The 25,051-nt window shown below is 74.8% G+C and carries 16 protein-coding genes and 3 pseudogenes; 15 read left to right on the forward strand and 4 right to left on the reverse strand.

Annotation, left to right across the window (positions count from 1 at the left end):
• Window positions 1–4: 4 nt before the first annotated feature.
• The 6 genes and pseudogenes from ACFOVU_RS23030 to ACFOVU_RS23055 all read left to right on the forward strand — a co-directional run bounded on the left by ACFOVU_RS23030 (window position 5) and on the right by ACFOVU_RS23055 (window position 8,150).
• A complete protein-coding gene (locus tag ACFOVU_RS23030) occupies window positions 5–1,543 on the forward strand; it encodes a PTS transporter subunit EIIC (protein ID WP_378536926.1) in 1,539 nt (512 codons plus the stop codon).
• Between the two features lie 131 nt (window positions 1,544–1,674).
• Window positions 1,675–2,826, forward strand: a complete 1,152-nt coding sequence (locus tag ACFOVU_RS23035; protein ID WP_378536928.1) for an exonuclease SbcCD subunit D — start codon at window positions 1,675–1,677, stop codon at window positions 2,824–2,826.
• Window positions 2,826–3,871 (forward strand): annotated as a pseudogene (locus ACFOVU_RS23040) (AAA family ATPase); the annotation flags it as partial. The gene ACFOVU_RS23035 and the pseudogene ACFOVU_RS23040, both read left to right, overlap by 1 nt.
• A 1,167-nt stretch (window positions 3,872–5,038) precedes the next feature.
• Window positions 5,039–6,187, forward strand: a pseudogene (locus tag ACFOVU_RS29395) (SbcC/MukB-like Walker B domain-containing protein); the annotation flags it as partial.
• A 787-nt stretch (window positions 6,188–6,974) separates the two neighbouring features.
• Window positions 6,975–7,613 carry an AAA family ATPase gene (locus ACFOVU_RS23050; protein WP_378536929.1) on the forward strand — a complete coding sequence of 213 codons (639 nt, stop codon included), beginning with the start codon at window positions 6,975–6,977 and terminating at the stop codon, window positions 7,611–7,613.
• 117 nt (window positions 7,614–7,730) lie between these two features.
• On the forward strand, window positions 7,731–8,150 hold the full coding sequence (locus ACFOVU_RS23055; RefSeq protein ID WP_378536931.1) for a hypothetical protein: 420 nt from the start codon (window positions 7,731–7,733) through the stop codon (window positions 8,148–8,150).
• A 45-nt stretch (window positions 8,151–8,195) separates the two neighbouring features.
• On the opposite strand, the gene ACFOVU_RS23060 is transcribed toward ACFOVU_RS23055, so the two are convergent.
• The 3 genes from ACFOVU_RS23060 to ACFOVU_RS23070 form a co-directional block, all read right to left on the reverse strand.
• On the reverse strand, window positions 8,196–9,167 hold the full coding sequence (locus ACFOVU_RS23060) for a TIGR03621 family F420-dependent LLM class oxidoreductase (RefSeq protein WP_378536932.1): 972 nt from the start codon (window positions 9,165–9,167) through the stop codon (window positions 8,196–8,198).
• Between the two features lie 104 nt (window positions 9,168–9,271).
• Entirely contained in the window at window positions 9,272–11,305 is a 2,034-nt protein-coding gene (locus ACFOVU_RS23065) for a cytochrome c oxidase assembly protein (protein ID WP_378538189.1), read from the reverse strand.
• Window positions 11,306–11,722: 417 nt separating this feature from the next.
• Window positions 11,723–12,751 carry a class I SAM-dependent methyltransferase gene (locus ACFOVU_RS23070; RefSeq protein ID WP_378536933.1) on the reverse strand — a complete coding sequence of 343 codons (1,029 nt, stop codon included), beginning with the start codon at window positions 12,749–12,751 and terminating at the stop codon, window positions 11,723–11,725.
• Between the two features lie 293 nt (window positions 12,752–13,044).
• On the opposite strand from ACFOVU_RS23070, the gene ACFOVU_RS23075 reads away from it, so the two are divergent.
• From ACFOVU_RS23075 to ACFOVU_RS23090, 4 genes are all read left to right on the forward strand, one after another.
• The gene (locus tag ACFOVU_RS23075; RefSeq protein ID WP_378536935.1) at window positions 13,045–14,358 is read left to right on the forward strand and encodes an amidohydrolase family protein; all 1,314 of its coding nucleotides are present in this window, start codon (window positions 13,045–13,047) and stop codon (window positions 14,356–14,358) included.
• A 126-nt stretch (window positions 14,359–14,484) separates the two neighbouring features.
• The gene (ald, locus tag ACFOVU_RS23080) at window positions 14,485–15,603 is read left to right on the forward strand and encodes an alanine dehydrogenase (RefSeq protein WP_378536936.1); all 1,119 of its coding nucleotides are present in this window, start codon (window positions 14,485–14,487) and stop codon (window positions 15,601–15,603) included.
• Window positions 15,604–15,771: 168 nt separating this feature from the next.
• Window positions 15,772–16,377, forward strand: coding sequence for a class I SAM-dependent methyltransferase (locus tag ACFOVU_RS23085; protein ID WP_378536938.1), 606 nt, complete (start codon window positions 15,772–15,774; stop codon window positions 16,375–16,377).
• Between the two features lie 222 nt (window positions 16,378–16,599).
• A complete protein-coding gene (locus ACFOVU_RS23090; protein ID WP_378536939.1) occupies window positions 16,600–17,763 on the forward strand; it encodes an enolase C-terminal domain-like protein in 1,164 nt (387 codons plus the stop codon).
• 32 nt (window positions 17,764–17,795) lie between these two features.
• On the opposite strand, the gene ACFOVU_RS23095 is transcribed toward ACFOVU_RS23090, so the two are convergent.
• Window positions 17,796–18,812, reverse strand: a complete 1,017-nt coding sequence (locus tag ACFOVU_RS23095) for an isopenicillin N synthase family dioxygenase (protein WP_378536941.1) — start codon at window positions 18,810–18,812, stop codon at window positions 17,796–17,798.
• A gap of 365 nt (window positions 18,813–19,177) precedes the next feature.
• Between ACFOVU_RS23095 and ACFOVU_RS23100 the strand changes: the two genes are divergently transcribed.
• From ACFOVU_RS23100 to ACFOVU_RS23120, 5 genes and pseudogenes are all read left to right on the forward strand, one after another.
• A complete protein-coding gene (locus ACFOVU_RS23100; RefSeq protein ID WP_378536942.1) occupies window positions 19,178–19,549 on the forward strand; it encodes a hypothetical protein in 372 nt (123 codons plus the stop codon).
• Between the two features lie 115 nt (window positions 19,550–19,664).
• Window positions 19,665–20,120 carry a MaoC family dehydratase gene (locus tag ACFOVU_RS23105; RefSeq protein WP_378536943.1) on the forward strand — a complete coding sequence of 152 codons (456 nt, stop codon included), beginning with the start codon at window positions 19,665–19,667 and terminating at the stop codon, window positions 20,118–20,120.
• A 49-nt stretch (window positions 20,121–20,169) separates the two neighbouring features.
• Window positions 20,170–21,840: a DUF2397 domain-containing protein gene (locus ACFOVU_RS23110; protein WP_378536945.1), complete on the forward strand. Its 1,671-nt coding sequence runs from the start codon at window positions 20,170–20,172 to the stop codon at window positions 21,838–21,840.
• Window positions 21,837–23,156 (forward strand): TIGR02678 family protein, encoded by a 1,320-nt coding sequence (locus tag ACFOVU_RS23115; protein ID WP_378536946.1) that lies wholly within the window; start codon window positions 21,837–21,839, stop codon window positions 23,154–23,156. Before ACFOVU_RS23110 ends, ACFOVU_RS23115 begins: the two co-directional genes overlap by 4 nt.
• Before the next feature lie 515 nt (window positions 23,157–23,671).
• A pseudogene (locus ACFOVU_RS23120) lies at window positions 23,672–25,051 on the forward strand (TIGR02680 family protein); the annotation flags it as partial.

Genomic DNA, 25,051 nt, shown 5'->3' on the forward strand with positions numbered 1-25,051 from the left:
CCCCATGGACAACGCGGGCAACACCGACAAGGACAAGCACCAGAGAACGGCCGCCGACCTGCTCCCCCTGGTCGGCGGCGCGGCCAACATCACCTCGGTCGCCAACTGCATCAGCCGGCTGCGGCTGGGGATCGCCGACCGCTCGCTGGTCCGCGACGCCGACATCCGGGCGCACGGCGCGGTGCTGGGCGTGGTCGAGGACGACACCTACCAGATCGTGCTGGGCCCCGGGGCGGTGACCAAGGTCGCCGCGGCGTTCGGGCGGCTGGTGGAGGAGGGCCGGGCCGCATCGGCGGGCGCGGCCAGGACGGGCGCGCTCACAGGGGAGGCGGCGCGGCTCAAGGCCGAGCAGAAGCGGCGCAACTCCACCCCCGGCAAGCTGCTGCTGCGCAGGATCGCCAACATCTTCGTGCCGCTGATCCCCGCGCTGATCGCGTGCGGCATCATCGCGGGCATCACCGGGGTGCTCACCAACGTGGCCGCCGGGTACGGGCTGACCGGGCTCGCGGGCTTCCTGCCCCTGCTGTCGGCCATCAGCGCCGGGTTCATGAGCCTCATCGCGGTGTTCGTGGGGGTCAACGCGGCCAAGGAGTTCGGCGGGACCCCGATCGTGGGCGGCGCGGTCGCGGCGATCATCGTCTACCCCGGTGTCACCGAGGTCCCCTTCACGCTGTTCGGCCAGGAGCTCGCGCCCAACCAGGGCGGGGTGCTCGGGGCGATGGGCGCCGCGATCCTCGCCGCCTACCTGGAGCGGTGGGCGACCCGGTGGGCGCCCGAGTCCATCGCCATGCTGATCGTCCCGACCTTCGCGGTGCTCGTGGCCGGGCTGGTGACGCTGCTGGTGCTGATGTCGGTTGCGGGCTTCGTCGCGCAGGGCGTCGGGGTGGCGGCCGACTGGCTGCTGGGCAGCGCGGGGGTGTTCGCGGGGTTCGTGCTGGCCGGGCTGTTCCTCCCGCTGGTGATGCTCGGGCTGCACCAGGCGCTGATCCCCATCCACACCACGCTCATCGAGCAGTCCGGCTACACCATGCTGCTGCCCATCCTCGCCATGGCCGGCGCCGGCCAGGTGGGGGCGGCGCTCGCCGTGTACCTGCGGCTCAAGCACAATGCGGCGATGCGCAAGACGATCCGCTCCGCTCTGCCCGCCGGGCTGCTGGGGGTGGGCGAGCCGCTGATCTACGGGGTCTCGCTGCCGCTGGGGCGGCCGTTCATCACCGCGTGCGTGGGCGGGGCGTTCGGCGGCGCCGTGGTGGGGCTGCTCACCCAGCTCGGCTACACCACCGGGTCCACCGCAATCGGCCCCTCGGGGTGGGCGCTGTTCCCGCTGACAAACGGCGAGCAGGGCATCGGCTTCGCGGTGGCGGTCTACGCCGCCGGGCTGCTGTCGGGCTACATCGCCGGCTTCGTGGCGACGTACTACTTCGGCTTCAGCGCCGCCATGCTCGCCGAGCACAACGCCCCGCCCGCCGACGCGGAGAACGAACCGGAGGCGGCCGCGGCGGGCGCGGCGCCCGGCACCCCGCCGGCGACCGCCGCACCCTGATCCGGCCGCGGCGGGGCTGCGGACCGACCGCCGCCCCGCCGACCGGGCGGAAAGAGGGCGGACCAGGCGCGACCAGGCATGTGTGGACAACATCTGCGGGCACCGGTCCAACTCCAGTAACCTCCCGGACCATGCGGCTCTTGCACACCTCCGACTGGCACCTGGGACGCTCGTTCCACCGGGAGAACCTGCTCGGCGCCCAGGCGGCGTTCGTCGACCACCTCATCGAAACCATCAGGTCGGAGCGCATCGACGTCGTGCTGGTCGCCGGCGACCTCTACGACCGCGCACTGCCCCCGGTCGAGGCCGTGCGGCTCTTCGACGACGCCCTGGGCCGCATCCGCGACACCGGCGCGCGGGCCGTCCTCATCAGCGGCAACCACGATTCCATGGTGCGGCTGGGCTACGCCACCGACCTCATCGACGCCGCCGGCATCCACCTGCGCAGCTCGCTCGACCGCGTGGGCACGCCGGTCGTGATCGAGGACGACCACGGGCCGGTGGCGTTCTACGGCATCCCCTACCTCGAACCCGAGATCGCCCGCCACTACTGGGGCCTCACCGGGCGCGGGCACCCGGCGGTGCTCGGACACGCCATGGACCTCGTCCGCGCCGACCTCGCACGGCGCCCGGCGGGCACGCGGTCGGTGGTCCTGGCGCACGCCTTCGTCAGCGGGGCCGAGCCCTCCGACAGCGAGCGCGACATCTCCGTGGGCGGGGCGTCGCACGTCCCGCTGTCCGTCTTCGACGGCGTCGGCCACGTCGCGCTGGGGCACCTCCACGGCCGGCAGGCCATGTCGCCGACCGCCCACTACTCCGGGTCGCCGCTTGCCTATTCCTTCTCCGAGGAGCACCACGTCAAGGGGTACTGGATCCTCGACCTCGGCGCATCGGGCCCGGTCTCGGCGGAGTTCGCCGAGGCACCCGTCCCCCGGCCCATCGCACGGATCCGCGGACGCATCGACGACCTCCTCGGCGGGGCCGCCTGGGAGCGCTATACCGGGCACTGGCTCCAGATCACGCTCACCGACCCGCTGCGCCCGCAGCTGCCCATGGACCGCCTGCGCGAGCGCTTCCCCCACGCCCTCACCCTGGACTTCGACCCCGACCACCGGCCCGACGACCACCGCCCCACCTGGTCGCAGCGGGTCGCGGGCCGTTCCGAACCCGACCTCGCGCTCGACTTCGTCGGCTGGGCGCGCGGCGCGCCCGCCACCGACGCCGAACGCGGGCTGGTGCGCTCGGCCTTCGAAGACGTCCGCACCCGGGAGGCCACGCGCTGATGCGGCTGCACACACTGACCATGCAGGCCTTCGGGCCGTTCGCCGGGACCGAGACCGTCGACTTCGACCGGCTGGGAGAGGGCGGGCTGTTCCTCATCCACGGCCCCACGGGCGCGGGCAAGACCTCCGTGCTCGACGCCGTGTGCTTCGCCCTCTACGGCAAGGTGCCCGGCGTCCGCGATGCCGCGCGCTCGCCGCGCAGCAACCACGCCCCGCCCGACCGGCGCCCCGAGGTCGTCCTGGAGGCCACCATCCGGGGGCGGCGGCTGTCGATCACCCGGTCCCCGGCGTGGACCCGCCCCAAGAAGCGCGGCAGCGGCACCACGGAGGAGAAGGCGAAGGTCGTCGTCACCGAGCTGGTCGACGGCGAATGGCGCGGGCTGACCAACCGGCCCGATGAAGCCGGGCAGATCGTCGCCGACCTGCTGGGGCTGTCGCTGCCGCAGTTCTGCCAGATCGTGCTGTTGCCGCAGGGCGAGTTCGCCCGCTTCCTGCGCGCCGATGCACGCGAGCGGCGCGAGTGCCTCGAACGCATCTTCAACACCGGGGTGTTCGCGCGCGTCGAGGACTGGCTGAGCGAGCACGCCCGCACGCTGGGCACGGCGGCAGCCGCGGCCGAGGCCGCGGTGTCCTCGACCGCCGACCTGGTGGCCGAGGTCGCGGGCGCGTCCCGCCCCGGCGACCCACTGGGCGACCGGCCGGGCGACCGGCCCGGCGGCGACCGCCTCGACGACCTCGTCCCATGGTCGGCCGAGCTGGCGTCGGTGGCCGCGGCGACCGNNNNGACCGCGACCGCGCGCGCTCCGCCGTCGACTCCGCCCGCGCCCTGGAGGAGCGCCGTCGGCGCCACGCCGGTGCAGCGGAGCGGTACGCGGCCCTCACCGAACGCGCGGCGGAGCGGGCGGCACTCGACTCCGAACTCGACGCCGCCGAACGGGCCGCGACGGTCGTCCCGTTCCTACGCACCGAGGACCAGCGCCGCACCCAGCTCGCCAAGGCCGAACTCGCGGTCGCCGAACACCTGGACCTCGTGGCCGGCCTGCCCACCGCCCCCACCTCCCCACCGTCCCACCGGAAGGCCGCTGCCGAGCCCACCGGCATCGAGGATCCCGGCGCTGCTTCCGCCGCGGCCGGGGACGTCGGTACCCCCGGCACCGCCCCCGCAGCAGCCGCGGCCACGGACCACCGCGGTCCCGCGACCGGCCACCTTCCGCCGACCGGCGGCGCCGGCCTGTGGAGCCCCGACCCGGCTGACCCGGCCGCACCCGGTGCCGTGGCGGATACGCCGCCGGCGGCCGAGCGTGCACGCGGACGGGGTCCCGCCCCGGACGAAGACGCCGGCGCCGCGGGGCGCGATACCGCGGCCGAGGCCCCGGAGGCCGAGCGTGCACGCGGATGGGAACCCGGCACCACCGGAACCGTGGACCCCGCCACCCCTGGCACTGCCGAGCGCGGACGGCTGCGGACGGCCGAGCGGCTGCGGCGTGATGAAGTCGCGCGGCTGGAGCACCTGCGGGGCGATTCCGAACGCCTCCGGGCCGTGCGGCGCGAGGTCGTCGCGCTCGACGACGCCATCGCCGCGGCGCGCGACGACCTCGACCGCGGGCGGAACCGCATCGCCGAACTTCCCGACCAGCGGGCCGCGCTCGCCGCGGAGCTGGAGGACGCGCAGGCCCGCGCGGGGTCCCGCGAGCACGCCGCCGCCGAGCTCGACCTCGCCCGGCAGCGCCTGAAGGCGGCGCGCGACGCCGGTTCGCTGAGCGGTGAGCTCGCGGCGGCCGAGCGGAACCGCACCGCGGCGGTCGATGCCGCTCAGGCGGCGGTCGACACCCTCCAGGACATCCGCCGGGCCCGGATCGAGGGCATGGCCGCCGAGCTGGCGGCCGCGTTGGCGGACGGCGAGGCATGCCCGGTGTGCGGGTCGGCCGAGCATCCCCGCCCGGCGCCCGGCGAACGCGACCGCCCCTCCCCCGACGACGAAGACCGGGCACGGCTGCACGCCGAATCGGCGGGCGAGCGGCGGACCCGGGCCGAGACCGCCGTCACGTCCCTGACCGAGCGGCTCGCCGCCGCCCGGGCCGCGGCCGGAGGGCTGGACGACACCGAGGCGGCCGACCTCGCCGCGCAGCGGCAGCGGGCCCTGGCCGACATCGACGCCGCCGCGGCCCGGGCGGCCGGTATCGCCGAACGGCTGAACGCGCTCGACACCGCCCTGGACCAGGCGCGCGAACGCGAGGCCCGGCTCACCGCTGACCTCGCCGAGATCACCGAGCGGCGCGCAGCCCGGGCCGACGAAGCCGCCCGGCTCACCGCGCTGCTGGACGCCGCCCGCGGCCCCGACCCCGACCTCGCCGCGCGCATCGCCCGGCTGTCGGGCGAGGCCGACCTCATGGCCGCGGCGGGCGATTCCCTGGACCGGCTCGCCACCGCCACCGAGGAGCTGCGGGGCGCCGAGCGCGAGGCGCGGCGGGCCCGCATCGAGGCCGGGTTCCCCGATACCGCGTCGGTGTGGGCCGCGGAGCGGGGCGACGGCCTCCGGCGTTCCCTCCGCGAGCGCGCCCGCGTCTACGACGACGAGCTGGCCGCCGTGCAATCGGTGCTCGCCGATCCGGAGCTGACGGCCGCCGCCGCCCGGCCGGCCCCCGACCTCGCCGCGCTGCACGATGCCTCCGCCTCCGCCGAGACCGCCGCGGAACACGCGCTGACCTGGCGCGACCGGCTCGCCCGCCGCGCCGCGCGCCTGGCCGACCTCCGTGCCGAACTCGGCTCCCGGCTGGCGGGGTCGCGTCCGGCCCGCGAGCGGCACGCGGTCGCCGAGGGGCTGGCCCGGCTCGCGTCGGGCACATCGGCCGCCAACCGCGAGAGCGTGCGCCTGTCGGCGTATGTGCTTGCGGCGCGGCTGGAGCGCGTGGTGGCCGCGGCCAACGACCGGCTGGCGAAGATGTGGAGCGGGCGCTACGAGCTGCGGCACACGGTCGACAAGGCGGCGGGCGACCGCTCACGCTCGGGCGGCGGGCTGGGGCTGCGCGTGCTCGACGCCTGGACCGGCCAGGAGCGCGACCCCGCCACCCTGTCGGGCGGCGAGACCTTCGCCGGATCTCTGGCGCTGGCCTTGGGCCTGGGCGACGTCGCGGGCGCAGAGGCCGGCGGCGCCGACATCCACACGCTCTTCGTCGACGAGGGGTTCGGCAGCCTGGACGAAGAGGCGCTGGAGGAGGTGCTCGGGCTGCTCGACGACCTCCGCGACGGCGGCCGCGCGGTCGGCGTGGTCAGCCACGTCGCCGACCTCCGCTCCCGCATCACCACCCGCCTCAAGGTCACCAAGACCCCGACCGGCTCCACCGTGACCCAGGTCGGGTGACCGGGTCGCCACGCCCGGCCCGCCGGTTCGCCCCCCGCCACGGCGCCGCTTCCCCCGCGGCCCCGATGGTGACGGACGGGAGGTTTGATCCTGCGTGCCCGGATAGCGGAATACGAAGCGTCCGCCGCTCAGGGCGGACACCGCGTCCACCGCGAGGAGGTGCGCAGCGTATTGACGGCACCTGTGGTCTGGAACGACGGCAAGGCCGACATGTTCCAGGGGGGATGCACCGACGCAACGCCATCGCGGCCGGCACCGTCGCCCCGGGCCGCCCCGTCCTCATCGAGGGCGAGTGGCCGGGCCTGTCGAAGGCGCCGGGGCCGCCGGGGCTTGTTCTCCTGTCGGCCACGGGTCTGGTGCAGTGGTGCCGGATCGCGGGTTCCGGGTGTCCGTGGGGTGACCAGGGGAAACGGCGGCGCACACGGTCAGAGTGCGTTCGCGAAGGCGACGGATGGCGGGACCTGCCGCGGTTCCGGAACTTCTCACCGCCGATCCGGGTTCTCCTTAGACCTTGCTTATCCGGAAAGCGCAGAACACGGACATGACCCTTTCCCTCGTCCCCGCCGCCGCCCCGCGAGCGCGGACGCCGCGAAGAGCCGGTGCATTGGAGTGCCCCACGTGTTCCGACATCCGAACCGACGCCGTGGCTGACACCGGCGTCCGGCCCGTTCCCGGGCCCGGCGCCCGATCCGCCGCCTCCGATCGCCAGGACCGCCCCCGTGGCGAACGGCCCTCCATCGGACCTGCCCCGCCTCCCCCGGCGCCGCGGACGGTTCCGGGTCTCACGATGACGCCCCTGTCGCGTCGCGCGACCCTGCGGCGGCCGGTGCTGCGCTACCCCGCCCACTCGCTCGTCCTGGTCGGCGGGGTGCCGGGGGCGGGCAAGAGCACGCTGCTGAACCGCCTCTACGGGCTCGACGGCACCGAGACCACGACCGTGCGCACCCGCGACGGCGTGCGGGTGATCGACTCGCAGCAGTCCCGCAACCGGCTCACCCCGGCGCTGCGTCTGCTGCCCTACCCGTGGTGGCGGTGGGTGGTGCACGTCCTGCACTACGCGCGCGTCGTGGCCGCCCTGCGTACGGGCGACCCCGTGATCGTGCACGAGACCGGGACCCGGCGCGCGGTCCGCAGGCTGCTGGGGTGGCACTGCCGCCGCAAGGGCGTGGAGGTGCACCTGGTGCTGATCGATGTCACGCCCGATGAGGCCCTGCGCAGCCAGATCGAGCGCGGCCGCCGGGTCACGGCGCACAGCCACCGCGTGCACAGCCGCAGGTGGACGCGGGTCCTGTCGGCGTGCGGCGGCGGCCCCGGCGCGGTGCTGCGCGGAGCGCGCTCCCTGGAGCTGCTGGACCGCGCACGGGCACGCGCCCTGGGTGCGATCCGCTTCACCCCTGCGCCGAGACAGGCGGCCTTGGCGCGGTGACGCACCGCGGTCGCGGCAGGTCACCGCCTCTCCTGCCGCGCCGCCGGGCGGCCGGCGGCGGCGCCGCGACACCGGCGCCCGGCCGGGGCGCCGCCCGCACGGTGCCAGAATGTCAGGGTGAATTCGCTGGTCAACATCGTCATGTTCGGAATCGTCGGCGCGGTCATGATGGCGGCCCTGATCGGGCTCCTGCTCGTCGCCTCGGGCCGCAACGCGGGCCGCACGGTGCGGGTGCTGTTCGGCGGGGTGTCGGTGGTCCTGCTGCTGATGGTCCCCTCGATCGCGGCGCTGAACCTGCTGGCGGCCGAGCCCTCGGCCGGGTTCGGCCGGGCGTTCTTGGTGGCGTTCTGCGTGGTGGCGATCGTCTACGCCGCCAACGTCGCCCTCATCCCCCTGGCGCTGCGGCGGGCGGCCGCAATGCGGGGCCTCGGCCGCCCCGCGCCCCGGCGGCTCTCCCCCGCGACCCTGCTCGGCGGCCTGATCATGTGCGCCGTCCTCGGCGCGGTCGACGCCGGTCTCGCCCTGCTCGTGAGCTGACCCGGGTCCCCCCGGCCGGGCGGGCGCCGCACCGGCTCGGGCCGCTCAGGCGCCCTCTGGGCCGGGCGGTTCGGCCGCGTCGCCGGGGCCGCCGCCCGGCTCCGGTTCGCGGTGCTCCTCCCCGGCCTTGCGGCGGACCAGCGGGATGACCTCGGCCAGGGCGTCGCGGTAGGGGCCGTGGGTGGACACGTAGCTGAAGCCGTAGCGGTCGCGGGCGGCGACGACCTCGGCCGCGATCTCCTCCGCCGTCCCCACCAGCAGGTAGGGGCTGTCCAGGACGGCCTGCGCACTGTCGAGCCCGTTGACGGCGAACTCCTCGGCCAGCTCCGCCGCCTTCTTCTCGGCGTCGCCGGTGAGGAAGACGCCTTGGACGAGGACGTTGAACTCCAGGTGCGCGGCGCGCGACCCGGCGCACTCGCGGACGAAGTCGACCCGTTCCCGTGTCTCGGCGGGTCCGGCGATGCCGAACTCGCCCATGCGGCGCCCCTTGAGCTGGGTGAGGCCGCCGAAGCCGATGATGTCGGCGTGGCGGGCGGCGAGGGCGAGCGTGCGCTCGCCGTGCGCGCCGATCAGCAGCGGGGGCCGTGGCACCTGGCGCGGCAGCGGCTGCTGGCCGTCCTCGGCGAAGAGGGTGTCGAGTTCGCGGATGGCCCCTTCGAGCCGGTCGACGCGCTGGGCGTGGGGGCGCCACGGGATGCCGGCCCGGTCGAACTCCGCCTTCATGTGCCCGGCTCCCAGGCCCAGTTCCAGCCGCCCGCCGGAGAGCCGGTCGACGGTGGCGGCTTCGCGGGCGAGCATCGCCGGGTTCCAGAACTCGTTGTTGACGACCAGCGTGCCCAGCCGCACGCGGGTGGTGGCCACGGCGGCGGCCGCCAGCATCGCGAACGGCGAGGGCGCGCCGAGGTGGTCGGGTGCCAGGATGACGTCGAACCCCAGCCGCTCACTGCTCCGGCAGAAGTCCGTCCACCGGCCGATCTCCGTCTTGCCGAAATTGACACCGAACCGAAATGTGGTCATGGCCCGACCCAACCCGAACACGCCCGCGGGCACCAGGGGGTTACGCCCGCAGCGGGAGAATTCCGCTCTCGGCTCAGCCCTCTGGACCCCGCGGGCACAGGGGTCTAGCCTTGCTGTTTCGCTTTGCGGTCGAGCTCGGCGAGGTAGGCGTTGTAGTCGTCCATGTCGGCGTCGTCGGACCCGCCGCGGCGGCTGTGGCGCTCACGCCGGCGCTCGGAGCGCTCGTCGTCGCGCGACCACTGCACGACCAGGGCGACCATGACCAGCAGGGTGGGGATCTCGGCGATCGCCCAGGCGACCCCGCCGCCCATGTACTGATCCTCGGCCACGCCCTCGCTCCACGGGACCACGAACTGCCCGTAGTAGTCCATGGCCAGCGGCTCCGACTGCATCATGATCGTGATGCCGAAGAACGCGTGCACGCCCATCGTGACCAGCAGCAGGACGATGCGCAGCAGGTGGGGGACCTTGCGCTGGGCGGGGTCGACGCCCACGATCACCCAGAAGAACAGGAACCCGCTCACCAGGAAGTGCACGCTCATGGCCAGGTGCCCCAGGTGGTCGTTCATCAGCGCCGCGTAGAGCGGGGTGAAGTAGAGCGCGTAGGGGCTGAGGACGAACAGCGGGGTGGCCACGGCCGGGTGGGTGACCCAGTGGGAGAAGCGGCTCTGGAGGAACGCGCTGAGCCATTCGCGCGGCCCTCGGTCCCCGCGCCGGGCGGCGGGCTTGAGAGCGCGCAGGGCCAGGGTCACCGGGGCGCCGAGGACGAGCAGGATCGGGGTCAGCATCGACAGCACCATGTGCTGCACCATGTGCACGCTGAACAGGATCATCGAGTAGGTGCTGACCCCGCTGAGCAGTGACACGACGATGGTCGCGAGGCCCGCGGCCCAGGCCACGGAGCGGCCCCACGGCCAGCGGTCGCCGCGCCGGACGAGGCGCACCACCCCGGCGGCGTAGAGGCCGCCGAGGACCACGACGACCATGATGAAGAACAGGTCGGGCCGCCACAGGGTGGCGAGGGTCGTGGCGGTCATGGGCGGGGGCATGGGGAAGCCGAGGAGTTCGGCGACGGGGTCGACGGTGCCGTCGAGCGGCGGGGGCGGCGCCGTGCGGCTTAGGGCGGTGGCCAGCCCCATGGCGGCGCCCATGACCGCGATCTCCACCCCGGCGAGGCGGGCGAAGAGGCGACGGCCCTCGTTTTCGCGGATGCGCGGGATGGTGGAGCGGCGGTGCAGCCACCCGATGACACCGAGGGCGGCGAAGAGCACGGCCTTGGCCACCATGATGCGGCCGTACTCGGTGGTGAACAGCTCCGTGGCGTTGTAGAGGCGGCTCAGCGCGCTGGCCGTGCCGCCGATGGCGACGCCGATGTAGGCCCACAGGGCGATCCGGCTGAACCTCTCGGCCGCAATGGCGGTGTGCTCGCCTTTGGCGCGCAGGCCGTGGAAAGTGACGGCGGCCAGCCCGCCCACCCACACGGAGATGGCCAGGACGTGCAGGGCCAGGCCGGTGATGGCGAGCTCGTGGGCGCCCGAGGACGCGGAGTGCCCGGTGAGCGCGGGCGGCACCACACCGGCGAGGCCGGTCACCACCAGGCCGAACGCCCCGGCCGCGGTCTCGGTGGTGCGGCCGAACAGGGCGACCGCGGTGGCGAACAGGATGACGAACATCAGGCCGATGCCCTGCGAGACCGATCCGGCGTAGCTGGTGAGCTGGTCGCCGATGACTTCGCCGGGAGGCAGTCCGAGCAGGTCGGAAAGCTGGAAGACGAGGGTGACCCCGGCGGCGACGGCCCACACGAGCGCCGCCCACGAGGAGGCCCGCACGTACCCCTGGGCCTGGCCGCTGAGCAGCCCCTTGTCGTTGGGCAGCAGGAACGCGGCGAGCAGGAGCAGGCCGACGGTGAGCGCTCCGGCGACGTCCATGACGGTCCGGGCGACCGGCAGGCCCCACCGGGTGAGGGGCCCCGCATCGGGGAGGCCGGGGATGACCTGGGCGGTCACGGCGCCGCCGGTGACCAGCGCGATGATCAGCGCGATCAGGGTGACGGCGGTGGCCGCCACCCCGATGATGATCGTGGTGTCGGTCCCGCCGCGCGCTGCGGTCGAGGTCTCGCGGTTCACAGGGGGAGCCACGGGGTGCCACTCCGTCGTCGTCGAGGTCGCCAGGGCGCGGCCGACGGCGGCTTTTCGGTCGGTCACGGACGAGGGGGCCGTGAGGCCGAATCGGCGCCGGGGCAACGCCCTCCGGTCAGTGGCGGCGACGGATCACCACCACGGCGGTGGCCGCGCCCACCAGCAGCCCGAAACCGCCCCACAGCCAGGGGCCGAGCGCGGCGACGGAGCCGCCGGCGAACAGGTCTGTCGGATTTACGCGGACACCACCTCGAACCAGGGTAAGCCTACTACTACAGCGCGTCGGACCTACGGTGCACAAAGCACGCGCGGGACGGCGCCGATGGCGCCGCCCCGCAGGTCAGAGGCGCAGTGACGAGTTCGCGCGCCCCTTGGGGGCGCATCCGCGGCGGCCGCGGAGCCGTCTCCCGCCCCGGTTCAGTCCGTTGCCTCCCCCGGGGCCGACAGCGTGAAGACGTCGGCGCCCTTCTCCAGCGCCACGCGGCGCACGCGGCGCAGGTCGGGGTTCTCGGCGAGCCACCGGTCGCCGATCTCGCGCTCGTCGGCGCGGATGGTGTCGTCGATGACGACGACCGCGTCGGTGGAGCAGCGGGGCAGCAGGACGGGCCCGGCGGGGTAGCGCGCCTGCGGGCCGGTGCGGGCGGGCGGTCCGTCGACGAACAGCAGGTCGATGTCCTTCAGGTCGGTCAGCGCGTCGGTGTCGTACCAGCGCTGAGCGGGGGCGTCGTCGCCCGGGTGGGACCAGTCGCGCAGCGGGGCCACCCGGACCTCCACGATGTCGGACAGGCCGTGGGAGGCGACCAGGTCGCGGCTGAGGGCGGCGTAGCGCTCGTCGTGCTCGATGGCCACGAGCCGCCCGGCGCCCGCGCGGCGCAGCGCGTAGCCCAGCCACACGCTGGACGCGCCGCTGCCGCACTCCACGACCAGCTTGGGGGCGCGGTCGCGGATCTGCTCGACGAGCAGCCGCAGCACGTCGGGCGATGCCGCCCAGTCGCGCAGGGCGGGCATGAACGGGCCCGGCTTCAGGTAGTCGCGCAGCTCCTGCCAGGCGACCTGCTGCTCGTAGTCGGCGCGGCCCCGGGCGGTGACGTGGTCGGTCAGCCGGTCGAAGCCGGCCTTCTGGTCGGCGCGGGCGCCGCGCAGGGACTTGGGCAGCTCGCTGAGGCCGCCGAGGATGCCGAGCCCGGTCTCGACGCGTTCGAGGAGCGCCGCCTGCCCGGACGCCAGGTCCGCGAGGTCGCCCCGCAGGCGGCGGAGCTGGATCCCCTGCCTGCGCAGGGACATCGCGGCCGCCGCCACGGCCGACGCGGTGATGACCGAGACGGCGAGTTGCAGCGCGACCGCCGCACCCACCGCGCCGGAAGCCCACAGCAGCCCGGTCAGGCCCAGGGCGGCCGCTGTGGCCGCCACCAAGGGCACCAGGTAACGGGCAGGGGGCAGTCGCATGGCGGTCCTCCGAATATCCGGGTTTCGATGATCCGGCGGCACATCATGGCGATAATCGGTGCCCACTCGGGAAAGTTTGCCGCAATTCATCGGAAACTCTGGGAGGGACCTTGATCTCCGCAGCTCATCCGGGCTATGCGGTGACGACGATAGCGGTTCGCCCCCCGGATCGCGATACCGTCGAGCGGTCGACACGCGGACCCGGAGGGGTGGCGACGCGCAGGCCGCCACATTGTTCGCCATTCACGCCATACATGCGCGAAAAAGGTCATTCGACTACGAAGGGGATCGCGATGCCCCAGTACGACAGCGTCATCCGGTCGCAGCGTGTGGTCACCCCCGGCGGGGTGCGGCCCGCGGCCGTCGGGATCCGCGGCGGGCGCATCACCGCCGTGGGCGACTACGACGCCCTGCCGGCCGGTGGCGGCGACACCGACCTGGGCCGGGTGGCGCTGCTGCCCGGCTGCGTCGACACCGACGTCGCCGCCCAGGCGCCGGGCCAGCAGCTGCGCGAGGGCTACGCCCGCACGGCCGCCGCGGCCCTGCGGGGCGGCGTGACCACCCTGGTCGTCACGCCCGCACCGGCGCGCCCGGCGGTCACCGGCGTCCACGCGCTCGACGGGCACCTCGCCGCGGCGGCGGACAACGGCGTGCACGTCGCCTTCCTCGGCGGGATCGGGCCGCACAGCTCGCCCGCCGACCTCGCCGACCTGCGCGCGGCCGGGGTGGTGGGGTTCCACTGCTCGCTGTCCGACGGCGGCGCGCCCGATGTGGGGCCCGTCGGCGATACCCGGCTGCGCAAGGCGATGGCCGAGTTCGGGGCGATGCAGGTCCCGCTGTTCGTCCACGCCGAGGACGCCGGCGAGCTAAGCGTGCCCGCGCGCGGGGGCAACGAGGCGCTGCTGATGTCGCGCCCGCCGCGGGCCGAGCGCCGGGGCCTGGAGCGCATCATCGCCGCGGCGCGGGTGACCGGGGCGCGCACCCACATCTCCCCGTTCACCGCCGCCGAGTGCGCCGCGGTGCTGGCGGCGGCGCGGGCCATGGGCATCCCCGTCAGCGCCCAGACCTGCCCCCACTACCTGTGCCTGCCGGCCGAGCAGGTCCCCGACTCCTCCCCCGCCTTCGGCTGCCGCCCCCCGCTGCGGTCCAGCGCCAACCGCAACGCCCTGTGGAGCGTGCTGACGGCCGACGGCGACTCCCCCATCACCACGATCGGATCGGGGCACCGCCCAGGGACCGGGGTCGAGGCCATCTCCTGGCTGCTGCCCGCGCTGTGGACGGCCGCGGCCCGTCGCGGATGCGGCCTGGACGACATCGCGCGCTGGACCTCCGCGGGCCCCGCCGAGCTGGTCGGGCTGCGGCGCAAGGGCCGGATCGCCCCCGGCCACGACGCCGACCTCGTGGCGTTCGACCCAGATGCTTTCCAGACGGTGCCCGAGAACGACAGCGGGCCCTATGCGGGGCGCCACCTCACCGGCCGGGTGAACGCGACGTGGGTTGCGGGGCGCAGCGCGTTCACCGCCTCCGGCGGCGCCGGGACGAAGGGGACCCGCAAACCGGGACGGCCCACCGCGAACGGTGACCCTTTGCTTCCCATCAGCGGCTGATCCTTCGTCATGCATTACACGGTGTCAACATGGACCGCGATGGACAACCATGTTGGAGATGGCCGGGCTCGCCCCTGCGCGTCACAGTGAGGGTGTAGCCACAACGATGCCGAGGAGGGAACCGCCGTGCGCGTCGGTGTGCCCCGTGAAGTCAAGAACCACGAATACCGGGTGGCGATCACCCCGGCAGGCGTCCATGAACTGGTGACCCGCGGGCATGAGGTCGTCGTCGAGCGCGGCGCCGGCCTCGGCTCGTCGATCACCGACGAGGAGTACACCGCCGCGGGCGCCAGCATCCTCGCGACGGCCGACGACGTCTGGGCCGAGGGCGAGCTGATCCTCAAGGTCAAAGAGCCGGTGGCCGAGGAGTACCACCGGATGCGCGAGGGCCAGACCCTGTTCACCTACCTGCACCTGGCGGCCTCGCGGGAGTGCACGGACGCGCTGCTGGAGCGCAAGGTCACCGCCGTCGCCTACGAGACCGTGCAGCTGCCCGACGGCTCCCTGCCACTGCTGGCCCCGATGTCGGAGGTCGCCGGGCGGCTCGCATCGCAGGTCGGCGCCGCCACGTTGCAGCGCCCCAACGGGGGGCGCGGCGTGCTCATGGGCGGGGTACCCGGTGTGCGGCCGGCGCGCGTCACCGTGATCGGCGCCGGTGTCTCGGGGCTCAGCGCCACCCGCATCGCGGTGGGCATGGGCGCCGATGTGACCCTGCTCGACCTCAACGTGGGCAAGCTGCGCCACGCCGACGACCTCTACGCGGGCCGGGTCGCCACGGTCGCCTCCAACGCCTTCGAGCTGGAGCGCGCGGTCCTGGAGTCCGACCTCGTGATCGGGGCGGTGCTCATCCCCGGCGCCAAGGCGCCCAAGCTGGTGTCCAACGAGCTCGTGTCGCGGATGCGCCCGGGCGCGGTGCTCGTGGACATCGCCATCGACCAGGGCGGCTGCTTCGCTGACTCCCGGCCCACCACCCACACCGACCCCACCTTCGACGTGCACGACACCGTTTTCTACTGCGTGGCGAACATGCCCGGCGCGGTCCCCAACACCTCCACCCACGCCCTGACCAAGGACACGCTGCGCTACGCGGTGGCGCTGGCCGGAAAGGGCTGGCGCACGGCGCTGGCGGAGGACCCGGCGCTGGCGCAGGGCCTCAACACCTACGACGGCGACCTCACCAACGAGGCCGTCGCCGAGGCCCACGGCCTGAAGGCGCGCACGGTGGCCGAGGTGATCGCCGGCTAGCCGGACCCGGTGCGGGGCGCGCGGAGCGCCTCGCGGGTCGGCCATTCCGCCGCTGTCGGGATCGGAGGCGTCAGCGCGGCTCCCTCGGGCAGTAGGCCCGTATGAGCAGGGACGACATCGCGTTCTGCGGCGGAACGGCCCTGGCGGCGCGGCCTGTGGGGGTGGCCGGTGGGACGGCGGCGGCTGTGGACGGGGGCGCCCCCGGGGCGCAACCCGTTCGCCCTTCCGCGCGGCTTGCGAGGGCGGCTGGCCGGCCGGATCATGGCGCGCGCCAATCGGGCTTGCAACGCCGAGCTGCTGGCGTGGCTGGACGTTCGCGCGGGCACCCACGTGCTGGAGGTCGGGTGCGGCCCGGGGGTGCTGGTCGAACTGCTGACGCGCCGCCCCGATGTGCGGGTGACCGCGGTCGACCCCTCAGCGGAGATGGTCGCCATGGCGCAACGGCGCAACGCCCGGGCCGTGCGCCGTGGGCGCGTGCACATCCACCCGGGCGACGCCGCGGCGACCGGGGTGGACGACGGCCGCGTGGACCTCGCGATATCGGTCAACACCGTGGCCATGTGGCCGCGGCTGGACGACGGGATGGCCGAGCTGCACCGGGTCCTGCGCAGCGGGGGCCGCGCGGTGATCGCCTGGCACCGGCGCCCCGCCCGCTTCGCCCTCGCCGGCGAGGAGCTGTCCGCCGTGGAAGCGGCGCTGGCGAATCGCTTCGGCAACGCCGAACGCACCATTCTGAGGGGCTCGGTGGTGTTCTCCGCCGTCAAGTGCGGATGAGACGGTTCACCGGTCCCACCCGCCTCCCGGACGGTCACGCGGCCCCGCGATCGGGCCTGCGGCCAGAGGCGGCTCCGGCTCCGCTCGTCCACCGGCCCGCCATTGGGTGTGGATGTCCACAGCCTGCCGTCCCGCGGTGGTGGGGGACGGGCCGAGCGGATACCTTCGAATCCAGGGGGATCACCCTCTGAACACCCCATACCCGAGCGAGTTGGAGCGCGCGTGCCACCCACCGAACCGGTGACGGCAACTAGGGTCGCGAGCATCGACGCGACCCTGGTGCGGCTGCCGTCGGCCTATCCCCGGCCGCGCGGCGGCGGCGCCACGGGCCGGCCGCGCCACGAGCTGCACGCCCTCGTCCGCGTCACCGACGACCAGGGCATCAGCGGCTGGGGCGAGGTCACCATGGCCGACCCCGAACGCTGGCGCCTGCTCGTCGACCACTACGCGCCCGCCCTGCTGGCGCACACGTGGCACCGGCCCACCGAGGCCGAACTCGCGTGGGCCGGCCTGCCCTGGTGCGCGCCGGTCGCGGCCGGGCTCGACTCCGCCTGCTGGGACCTGTGGGCCAAGCAGCGCGGCACCCCGCTCGCCCACGCCCTGGGCGGCGACCGCACCGCGGTCACCGCCGGGGTCACGGTGCACCGGCAGGACACGCTCGATGCGCTGGTGCTGGAGGTCAATCGGCAGGTCGGCAGCGGGTTCCGGCGCATCCGGCTGGAGATCGCCCCCGGCCACGACATCGAGGCCGTCCGGGCCGTCCAGGAGAGCTACCCGTTCCTCGTCCTCCAGGTCGACGCCCGGGGACGCTACACCGAGGACCCCGACGACCTCGACCGCCTCCGGGCGCTCGACGGCCGCGGCCTGCTCGCCATCGAGCAGCCCTTCGCCGCCCCCGACCTCGCCGCCCACGCCCGCCTCCACCGCGAACTGCGCACCCCGGTCGCGCTGAGCGCGTCGGTCGACTCCCTGGCGGCACTCGACGACGCCATCCGCCTCGAAGCCGCCGGGGCGCTGAACCTGCGGGTGGCCCACCTCGGCGGGCTCACCCCGGCGCGCCGCGCCCACGACCGCGCGGCCGACGCCGGATGGGACCTCTGGTGCGGGTCCGATTCCGAATCCGGGGTCGGCCGGGCCGCGATCGTCGCCTTGGCGTCGCTGCCGGGGATCACCCTGCCCAGCGAGATGCCGGGGGCGGGCGGGCACACCGCCCGCGACGTCGCCGACCCGGCGGTGCGCGCCCACGACGGCATCACCCCCATCCCGCTCACCCGGCCGGGGCTGGGGCACGACATCGACTTCCGCGCACTCGGCAACGCGGCGATCGAGTCGGTCTCGCTCGACCGCCAGGGCCGCCGCCCCGCGCAGGCGCGCCCGGCACGCTGAACAGCCCGTGCGCGAGGGGCGGCCGGCCCGTCCTAGGTGTCGAGGGGGGCGATCACGCGGCGCGGGCCGACGATGCGCTCCCAGCGCGAGCCCCCGACCTTGGCCGCGATGTGGCCCGCGATGGTGACCGGCTCGTAGTAGTCGGGCCGGTCGGCCCCGACACAGGTGGGCAGGGTGGTGACCAGTGCGTCGAAGTCACCGCTGTGGGTCAGCGCGGCCGATCGCCAGTGCGCGGCCGGCGCGCCGGGCCCGCCCGGGGGGACCACGCGGTGGGGCACCGACAGCCAGCGGTCGTTGGTCCAGCGCGCCAGCAGGTCGCCGACATTGACCAGCAGCGTGCCGGGCCAGGGCTCGATGTCGTGCCAGCGGCCCTGTTCGTCGCCGAATTGCAGGCCGGAGGCGGCGTCGGACCACAGGATGCGCAGCAGGCCGATGTCGGTGCGGCCGCCGCTCACCACGGGGTCGGCCCCGGCCGGACCGGGGCCGAAGGCGCCCGGCGCGGGCGCGAGGTGGTCGAGGCGCAGGGTGTCGATGGAGTGCCCGGTGTAGGGCTCGAAGAAGCCCTCGGGCAGGTCCAGGGCGACCGCGCACACCTGCATGAGCCGGCGGGCGAGCCGCTGGGCGGCGTCGAACCAGGCCATGACCTGCGGCTGGAACCGGGGCAGGCCCACGGGCCAGATGTTGTCGGGGTAGATCTCGAAGGGCAGCGCCCGGTCGGGGAAGTCGTCGGCGCGGGTGCCGATGTGGAACGATTCGGGGTGGGCGGGGCCCGGCCGGGTGTATCCGCGGTCAAGGTCGGGTTCGGCCGCGAGGTAGCGGAGCTTGGCGGCCGGGGGCCGGTCGAAGAAGAGCTCGATCGCGTCGGCGATTCCGGCGTGGATGTTCTCGGGGATACCGTGGCCCGCGATGCGCATGAGCCCGGTGTCGGCGGCGGCCGCGTCCATCCGCGCGGCGATGGCGGACTGCGCCCGTGGCCCGTTCTCCCATGCGGAGATGTCGATGAAGGGTACGTCGAGCGTCGATCCGGTCGCCTTGGCCGCGGGGCCCATGCGTCCTCCCGTGGGGTCGCCAGGAAGTGTGTGAGCCGCCGTCCCGCGTGGGATGGCGGCGGGGGGCGAACAGCCGAACTCTAAGAAGAGCGTGTTGCCGCCGGGTCAACGCGCGCAACGCGGGGGTTAATCGACTGCGACCCGCTTGTCACCCTGTGTAGCAGATGCAGCTCACCTGAGGGGGCTCGGTGCATGCACATTGCGTTACCCTCTGTTGCGATCCTGTTTCGGTCCGCACATGCACCTCGGTCGTCCCGGCCGACCCGCGCGGCCGCAGCCGGCCGCCGCACGCCCGGGCGCCTTGCCGGGGCGACCGGGTTTCGGAGAGGATCGTTGGTCCTGGACGTCGGGGAAGGATGGGCACGGTGGCACGCTATGAGGTGCGGGCCCGCAAGTGGGCGAACGGGTGGGAGCTGAGCGTCGGCGACATCGGCGTCACCTGGTCCCCCACCCTGGGCGACGCCGCGGCGCGCGCCCGCGAGTACATCTGCGGGCAGTTACCGGCCGAGGAGGCCGATGTCGAGGTCGACGTGGTCCCGAGCGTCGGCGACGATCTCGACCGGGTCGCCCTGGAGGCGAAGGCCGCGCTCGGCGACGCCGACGAAGCCCTGCGCGTGGCCTCGGCCAAGACCCGCCAGGCGGTGTACGGCCTGACCAACGCCGGGCTGAGCAGCGACGACGTCGCACATCTGCTGGGCCTGTCGCGGCAGCGGATGAGCAAGCTGGTCACCGACTGAGCGGCCGCGGCCCATGGCGGCACCGGAACACGTGACCCCGGACACATATCGTGCGGTCGGGCGCCGCTAGAGTCGATCCACACCACAGTCCCCGTCCCGATGCGAGGAGCCCAGGTTGAGGACCTTCGCCGACATCGACGCACTCATCGCGGCCAAGGGCGAGCATCTGGGCCATAGCGACTGGCTGACCGTGACCCAGGACCGCATCGACGGCTTCGCCGAAGCGACCGGCGACCACCAGTGGATCCACGTCGACCGGGAGAAGGCCACCGGCGGCCCGTTCGGCGGCACGATCGCCCACGGGTTCCTCACCCTGTCGCTGCTGTCCTATTTCGGTCCGCGCGTGTTCCGGCTGGAGCGTCCGCCGCGCATGGGCATCAACTACGGGCTGAACAAGGTCCGGTTCCTCCAGCCGGTGCGCGAGGGCGCGCGCGTGCGCGACGGCATCGAGCTGGCCGACACCAGGCAGACCCCCAAGGGCGTGCTGCTGACCCTGGCGCACCGGGTCGAGATCGAGGGCGGCGAGCGCGATGCCCTGGTCGCCGAGGCCCTCACCCTCTACGTGCCCTGAGCGAGCCCCGCCCTGGCGGGGGTGGTGAGCCGCTAAGTTGGGGCGGGTCATGCTCAACGATACCGACCGGCCACCCCACCCCGATGGCGACGCGGACGCCCGCCTGCGCCTCTACGCTTACCTGACCGCCCCCGAGCGCCGCACCTACCTGGTGATCATGCGGCTGTTCACCTCGACGCTCCTGGCCGACCTGGGCGCGGGCGAGGTCGCGGCGGTCCTCGCCGCCGCCGAGCGCCGCGGCGAGGTCGACGACGGCGAATCCCGGCTCGACACCGTGATCGACCGCCTGGAGCAGCTCGCGCGCTGGGGCAACCTGGTGCCGGGCCGCCGCGAGCCGGCCGCGACCATCGCGGAGTTCACCCGCAGCCGGGTCCGCTACCAGGTGGCCAAGCTCGCCATGCGGGTCCAGCGCGACGTCGACGACGTGCTCACCGTGGCCGAGGGCGCCCGCGAAGTATCGCGCGAGCTGCTGCCCGCCATCGAGCAGGGACTCGCCGACATCGAGCACACCCTGACCGCCCTCCTCGACGCCGAGCAGGGGCGCCGCCCCGCCACCACCGCATCGGTGCGCACGCTGCGGGAGCAGCTGACCCAGCAGGTCACGACCCTCTTCCTCCAGCACGACGAGTTCGCCGCCGCGGTCCGCGACTTCTACGCCTACCTGGGGTCGGTGATCGCGCGCTACGACCTCGCCCCCGCCGAGATGGCCGGGTTCAAGCACATGCTGCTGGAGTACGTCGAGCTGATCGCCGAGGACGTGCTGCGCCACTCCGAGCCCATCGTGGGGCGGCTGGGCTCCCTGAACCGCCGGAGCGGGCCCCTGCTGGAGCGGCTGGGCGGCGACGCCGCCGATGCCGGGGCCGGCGGCGGCCTCCCCGGCACCGCAATCACCGGGGGCTTCGGCCCGGTACCGCACGGCCCGCGCGGCGGCCAGATCGAGCTGATCGAACGGGCGCCCGGACGGCGCGCCGCCGACTGGGACGGCCTGGCCGGGTGGTTCATCGGCGGCCCCGGACGGCCCTCGGAGGTCGACGCGCTGCGCGAGGCGACCAGCCGGGCCATCACCGCGCTGCTCACCAACGTCAAGCGCGCCACCGGAGCGGGCGGGGTCGACCCCGGGCGCCGGCGCGACCTGCTCGCGCTGGCCGCCCGCTTCGACACCGCGGCCCCCGAGGAGGCCCACGACCTCTATGCGGCGGTGTTCGGCCTGTCCTCGGCGCGCCACCTGGGCCTGGTCGGCGACGACGACGCGCTCCGCCCCGATCTCGCGTGGGGGGCCGGGGAGCGGGTGGAGGTGGAGGTCAACGTGCGCACCCGCGGGGAACGGGCGCCCGGCGGCCAGGTGCCGCGCGTCACCGACGACCCGCTGGGCCGGGCGGCCCTGCTGGACGAGGAGGAGCGGCGCCGCGGCCGCCGGACCGCGGCCGTCGCGGAGCTGACCGCGTCGGCACGCGACCTGGCCGGTGCCCGGCTCTCCAGCGATGCGCTGGAGGTGTTCTGCGAGCTGCTCACCCTGGCCGGAGCCGACCGCGACGGCCCTGAGGAGCGCGGCAGCGCCGCCGACGCCGTCACCGGGCTCACGCTGCGCCTGGAGCCGCGGCCGGCCGGCGAGGTGGCGCGGATCGGCTCGGTGTTCGGCGACCTGGAGCTGCACGGGGTGGCGGTCCGCGTGGACGTGGGCGAGGGCATGGGCGCCGGCCCGGCCGGGGGCGACCGGTGAGCGGGCTGCGCCGCGAGGCGCTGGGCACCGTCCCCGATGGCGGGGCCCTGGAGGGGCTGGACGCGATCGAGGCGGCGCAGGTGCGCCGCTGCGCGCGGGTTCTGCTGCGGCGCCCGCTGCTGCGCGCCGACGGGCCGGAGGGCGAGGTCCTGCCGGTGGTGCGGCGCTATGCCGACCGCCTCCAGGCGCTGTTCGCGGGCTATCTGGGCTACCGGCTCGTGGTGGAGCCGGGCTTCGCCCGGCTGTACAAGACCGGGGGCACGCCCGGCGGGGTCCGCGGGGCGCACAAGCCCAACGGGGCCCCGTTCACCCCGCGCGCCTACGCCTATCTCGCGCTGGTGTTGGCCGTGCTCTCGGGGGGCGGCGGGCAGCTGCTGCTGTCGTCGCTGGTGGCCGATGTCAGGGCGGCCGGCGCCGAAGCGGGGCTGGACCTGGGCGGGGGCATCGTGGACCGGCGCGCGCTCGCGGCCGCCCTGCGCCACCTCATCGACGTGGGCGTGCTCAGCGAGACCGACGGCAGCGTGTCGCCGTGGGCCGACGACGCCGAGCGCGAGGCGCTGCTGACGGTGGACGCGGAGCTGCTGGGCCACCTGGTGGCCGCGCCGCTGGCGCGCATCGTGCGCCCGGAGGCGGCCGGCGACGCGGGCACCGACGAGCGGCACGCGGTGCGCCGCAGGATCGTGGAGGACCCGGTGGTGCCGTACTCCGAGGTCGCCCCAGCGGGGCGGGAGTGGCTGCGCGCCAACCTGCGCCAGGAGGCGCACCTGCTGGAGGAGCTGACGGGCCTGCGGCTGGAGGCGCGCGCGGAGGGGGTGCTCGCCGTGGACCCGGAGGGCTACCTCACCGACCGCGTCTTCCCGGGCACCGGAACGGTCGCCCGGATCGCGCTGCTGGCCGCCGATGAGCTGCTGAGCGACGCGCGGGGCGACGGCGGTGCAGGGGCGGGAGCCGGAGAGACCGGTTCCGGAAGGGGCCGGGCCGGTGCCGGCGCGGGCACCGGCGCGGGCTCCCCGTGGATCGACGTCTCCCCGGACCGGCTGGAGGCCGTGGTGCGCGGGCTGGCCGAACGCCACCCGCGCGCCTGGTCACGCGAGGCGGTCCGCGACACCACCCGGCTCGCCGCCGCCGTGGCGCACGCGCTGGCGCAGGCGGGCCTCGCGCGCACGCTTCCCGACGGAACGGTCGAACTCGGCCCGGCCGCCGCCCGCTACCGCCCGATCCCCGACGCCCCGGCCGACACCGACACCGAGCCGGACGACACCGGCCCGCCCCCACCCACGCCCGGCGACGGCCAGGAGGCGCTGTTCGCCTTCTGACCGGCGCAGTGCGGACGCGGGCCGATCAGCGGCTCGCGCCGCCCCGAGCGACCCGCGTCACGGCGGATCTATGGCTACGGCGGTCCGGGCGCCCTCCACCGCACCTCAGCGGCGAGCTTTCAGACCGCCGTTGCAGAGCGCCACGCGGTGCCGTGGCAGCCGTCAAGGGGGCAGGATGGAAATACCCACGCGCGGAGAGCGGGGCTACCGTTCTGCCGCCGGCCCAGCGGGATCCCGGCCGACCGTTCGAGATCGCGGGCGCCCGGACGGCGCCGGTGACCGGGGGATCGTACGGTGGGGGCGCGGGCGACGGCGTGCGCCCTGTGCGGACGTCCGCGGCGACCCGGGGCCGCTTCCTCCGGGGCCGCGGCCGGGCGGGCGCGCCGGTGTGCTCCGGGGGGACCGGGGCCGTGTGCCTGGCTAAGCTACTCGCGGCGTGCCACCCGCCCCCCGTGGTGCGACGTTCCCGGCATCCCGAGCCCGACGAGGGCGTATTCCAGGCGAGGAGTTCACAGGTGAGCAACGACGACGCGGGCGGCCCGATCGTCGGGCGCTGGCGGTTGCACCGCGGCGGCGTGGTCAACATCTGGCAGTACCGCGATGAGGAGTTCGACCTCTCCGGCGGCCGGGTCATCTTCAAGGGCACCAACGGGTCGGGCAAGTCCCGGACGCTGGAGCTGCTGTTGCCGCTGTGCCTGGACGGCGACCTGCGCAACATGGGGTGCAAGGGCTTCGACACCGTGAGCATGAGCCGCCTGATGCTCGACGACTACGCCGAGGGCACGATGCGGCTGGGCTACGCCTGGATCGAGCTGCGCCGGACGCTCCCCGAGGGCGGGGAGTCCTTCCTGACCTGCGGGATCGGGGTCAAGGCCAGCGCGTCCAGCCGACAGGTCAGCGACTCCTGGCGGTTCGTGACCCCGCTGCGGGTGAACAAGGACTTCGCGCTGATGGAGCAGGACCGCCCCATCACCCAGTCGCGGCTGCGCGAGCACGTGGACGAGGACGCGGTCGTCCAGGGCCAGGAGGCGTTCCAGCAGCGGGTCGCCGCCGCGGTCTACGGCATCACCGGCGGCAACCGCTACACCGACCTGCTGCACCTGCAACGCACCCTGCGCAACCCCGACATCGGGCTCAAGGTCCTCCAGGGCCAGCTCGAACAGCTGCTGTCCGACGCGCTGCCGCCGGTCGACCCCGAGGTCATCACCCGCACCGCCACCGGGCTGGACAACCTGGAGGGGGTGCGGCGCAACGTCACCCGGCTGCGCCGGGCCGACGCCGCCCTGGGCGAGTTCCTCGCCGGCTACCGCGGCTACGCCCGCGGGGTGCTGGCCGACCGCACCGCGCGGCTGGAGCGGTCCGAGGGCGACCTTCAGCGGGCCACCGCGCGCCGGGCCAAGCGTGAGAAGGAGCGCGCCGCGGCCGAGGCGGAGCTGCGCCGGGCCGAGGCCGAGCGCGACGAGGCCGGCGAGCGGCTGGATCGGGTCCAGACCGAACTGGAGGCGCTGAAGGCGTCGCCGGCCTACAGTGCGCTCGGCGACCTGGAGGACAAGGAGGCCACCGTCGCCTCCCAGCGCCGCCACGTGGCGGCCGCGCTCGCCGGGGCGGCGGAGCTGCGCGCCGCCGAGGAGCGGTCCATCGGGGCCATCGAGCGGGCCGCGGGGACCGCCGTCCGGCTCGGCGCCGCCGTCGCGTCGGGGGCCGCGGAGTCGCGCGAGGCGCTGGGTGCGATCGGCCTGCCCCAGGCCCTGGCGGCGCTGCCGGAGGTGGCCCCCGAAGCCGCCCGCCGCACCGTCGCCGACCGGGTGCTGCTCTCCCCCGACCCCGGGGCCCGGCCCGAGGCGCTGGACCGCCCGGCGGCCCCGCCCATCGCGGTCGCGGAGCTGGAGGCGGCC

The organism is Nocardiopsis sediminis (genome assembly GCF_042650565.1).
Classification (GTDB): Bacteria; Actinomycetota; Actinomycetes; order Streptosporangiales; family Streptosporangiaceae; genus Nocardiopsis_B; species Nocardiopsis_B sediminis.

What these genes read in the sequence shown, in the direction of transcription:
- ACFOVU_RS23030 (WP_378536926.1), top strand. Translation starts at nt 5, where the DNA reads ATGGACAACGCGGGCAACACCGACAAGGACAAGCACCAGAGAACGGCC.
- ACFOVU_RS23035 (WP_378536928.1), top strand. Translation starts at nt 1,675, where the DNA reads ATGCGGCTCTTGCACACCTCCGACTGGCACCTGGGACGCTCGTTCCAC.
- ACFOVU_RS23050 (WP_378536929.1), top strand. Translation starts at nt 6,975, where the DNA reads ATGACGCCCCTGTCGCGTCGCGCGACCCTGCGGCGGCCGGTGCTGCGC.
- ACFOVU_RS23060 (WP_378536932.1), bottom strand. Translation starts at nt 9,167, where the DNA reads ATGACCACATTTCGGTTCGGTGTCAATTTCGGCAAGACGGAGATCGGC.
- ACFOVU_RS23070 (WP_378536933.1), bottom strand. Translation starts at nt 12,751, where the DNA reads ATGCGACTGCCCCCTGCCCGTTACCTGGTGCCCTTGGTGGCGGCCACA.
- ACFOVU_RS23075 (WP_378536935.1), top strand. Translation starts at nt 13,045, where the DNA reads ATGCCCCAGTACGACAGCGTCATCCGGTCGCAGCGTGTGGTCACCCCC.
- ACFOVU_RS23095 (WP_378536941.1), bottom strand. Translation starts at nt 18,812, where the DNA reads ATGGGCCCCGCGGCCAAGGCGACCGGATCGACGCTCGACGTACCCTTC.
- ACFOVU_RS23110 (WP_378536945.1), top strand. Translation starts at nt 20,170, where the DNA reads ATGCTCAACGATACCGACCGGCCACCCCACCCCGATGGCGACGCGGAC.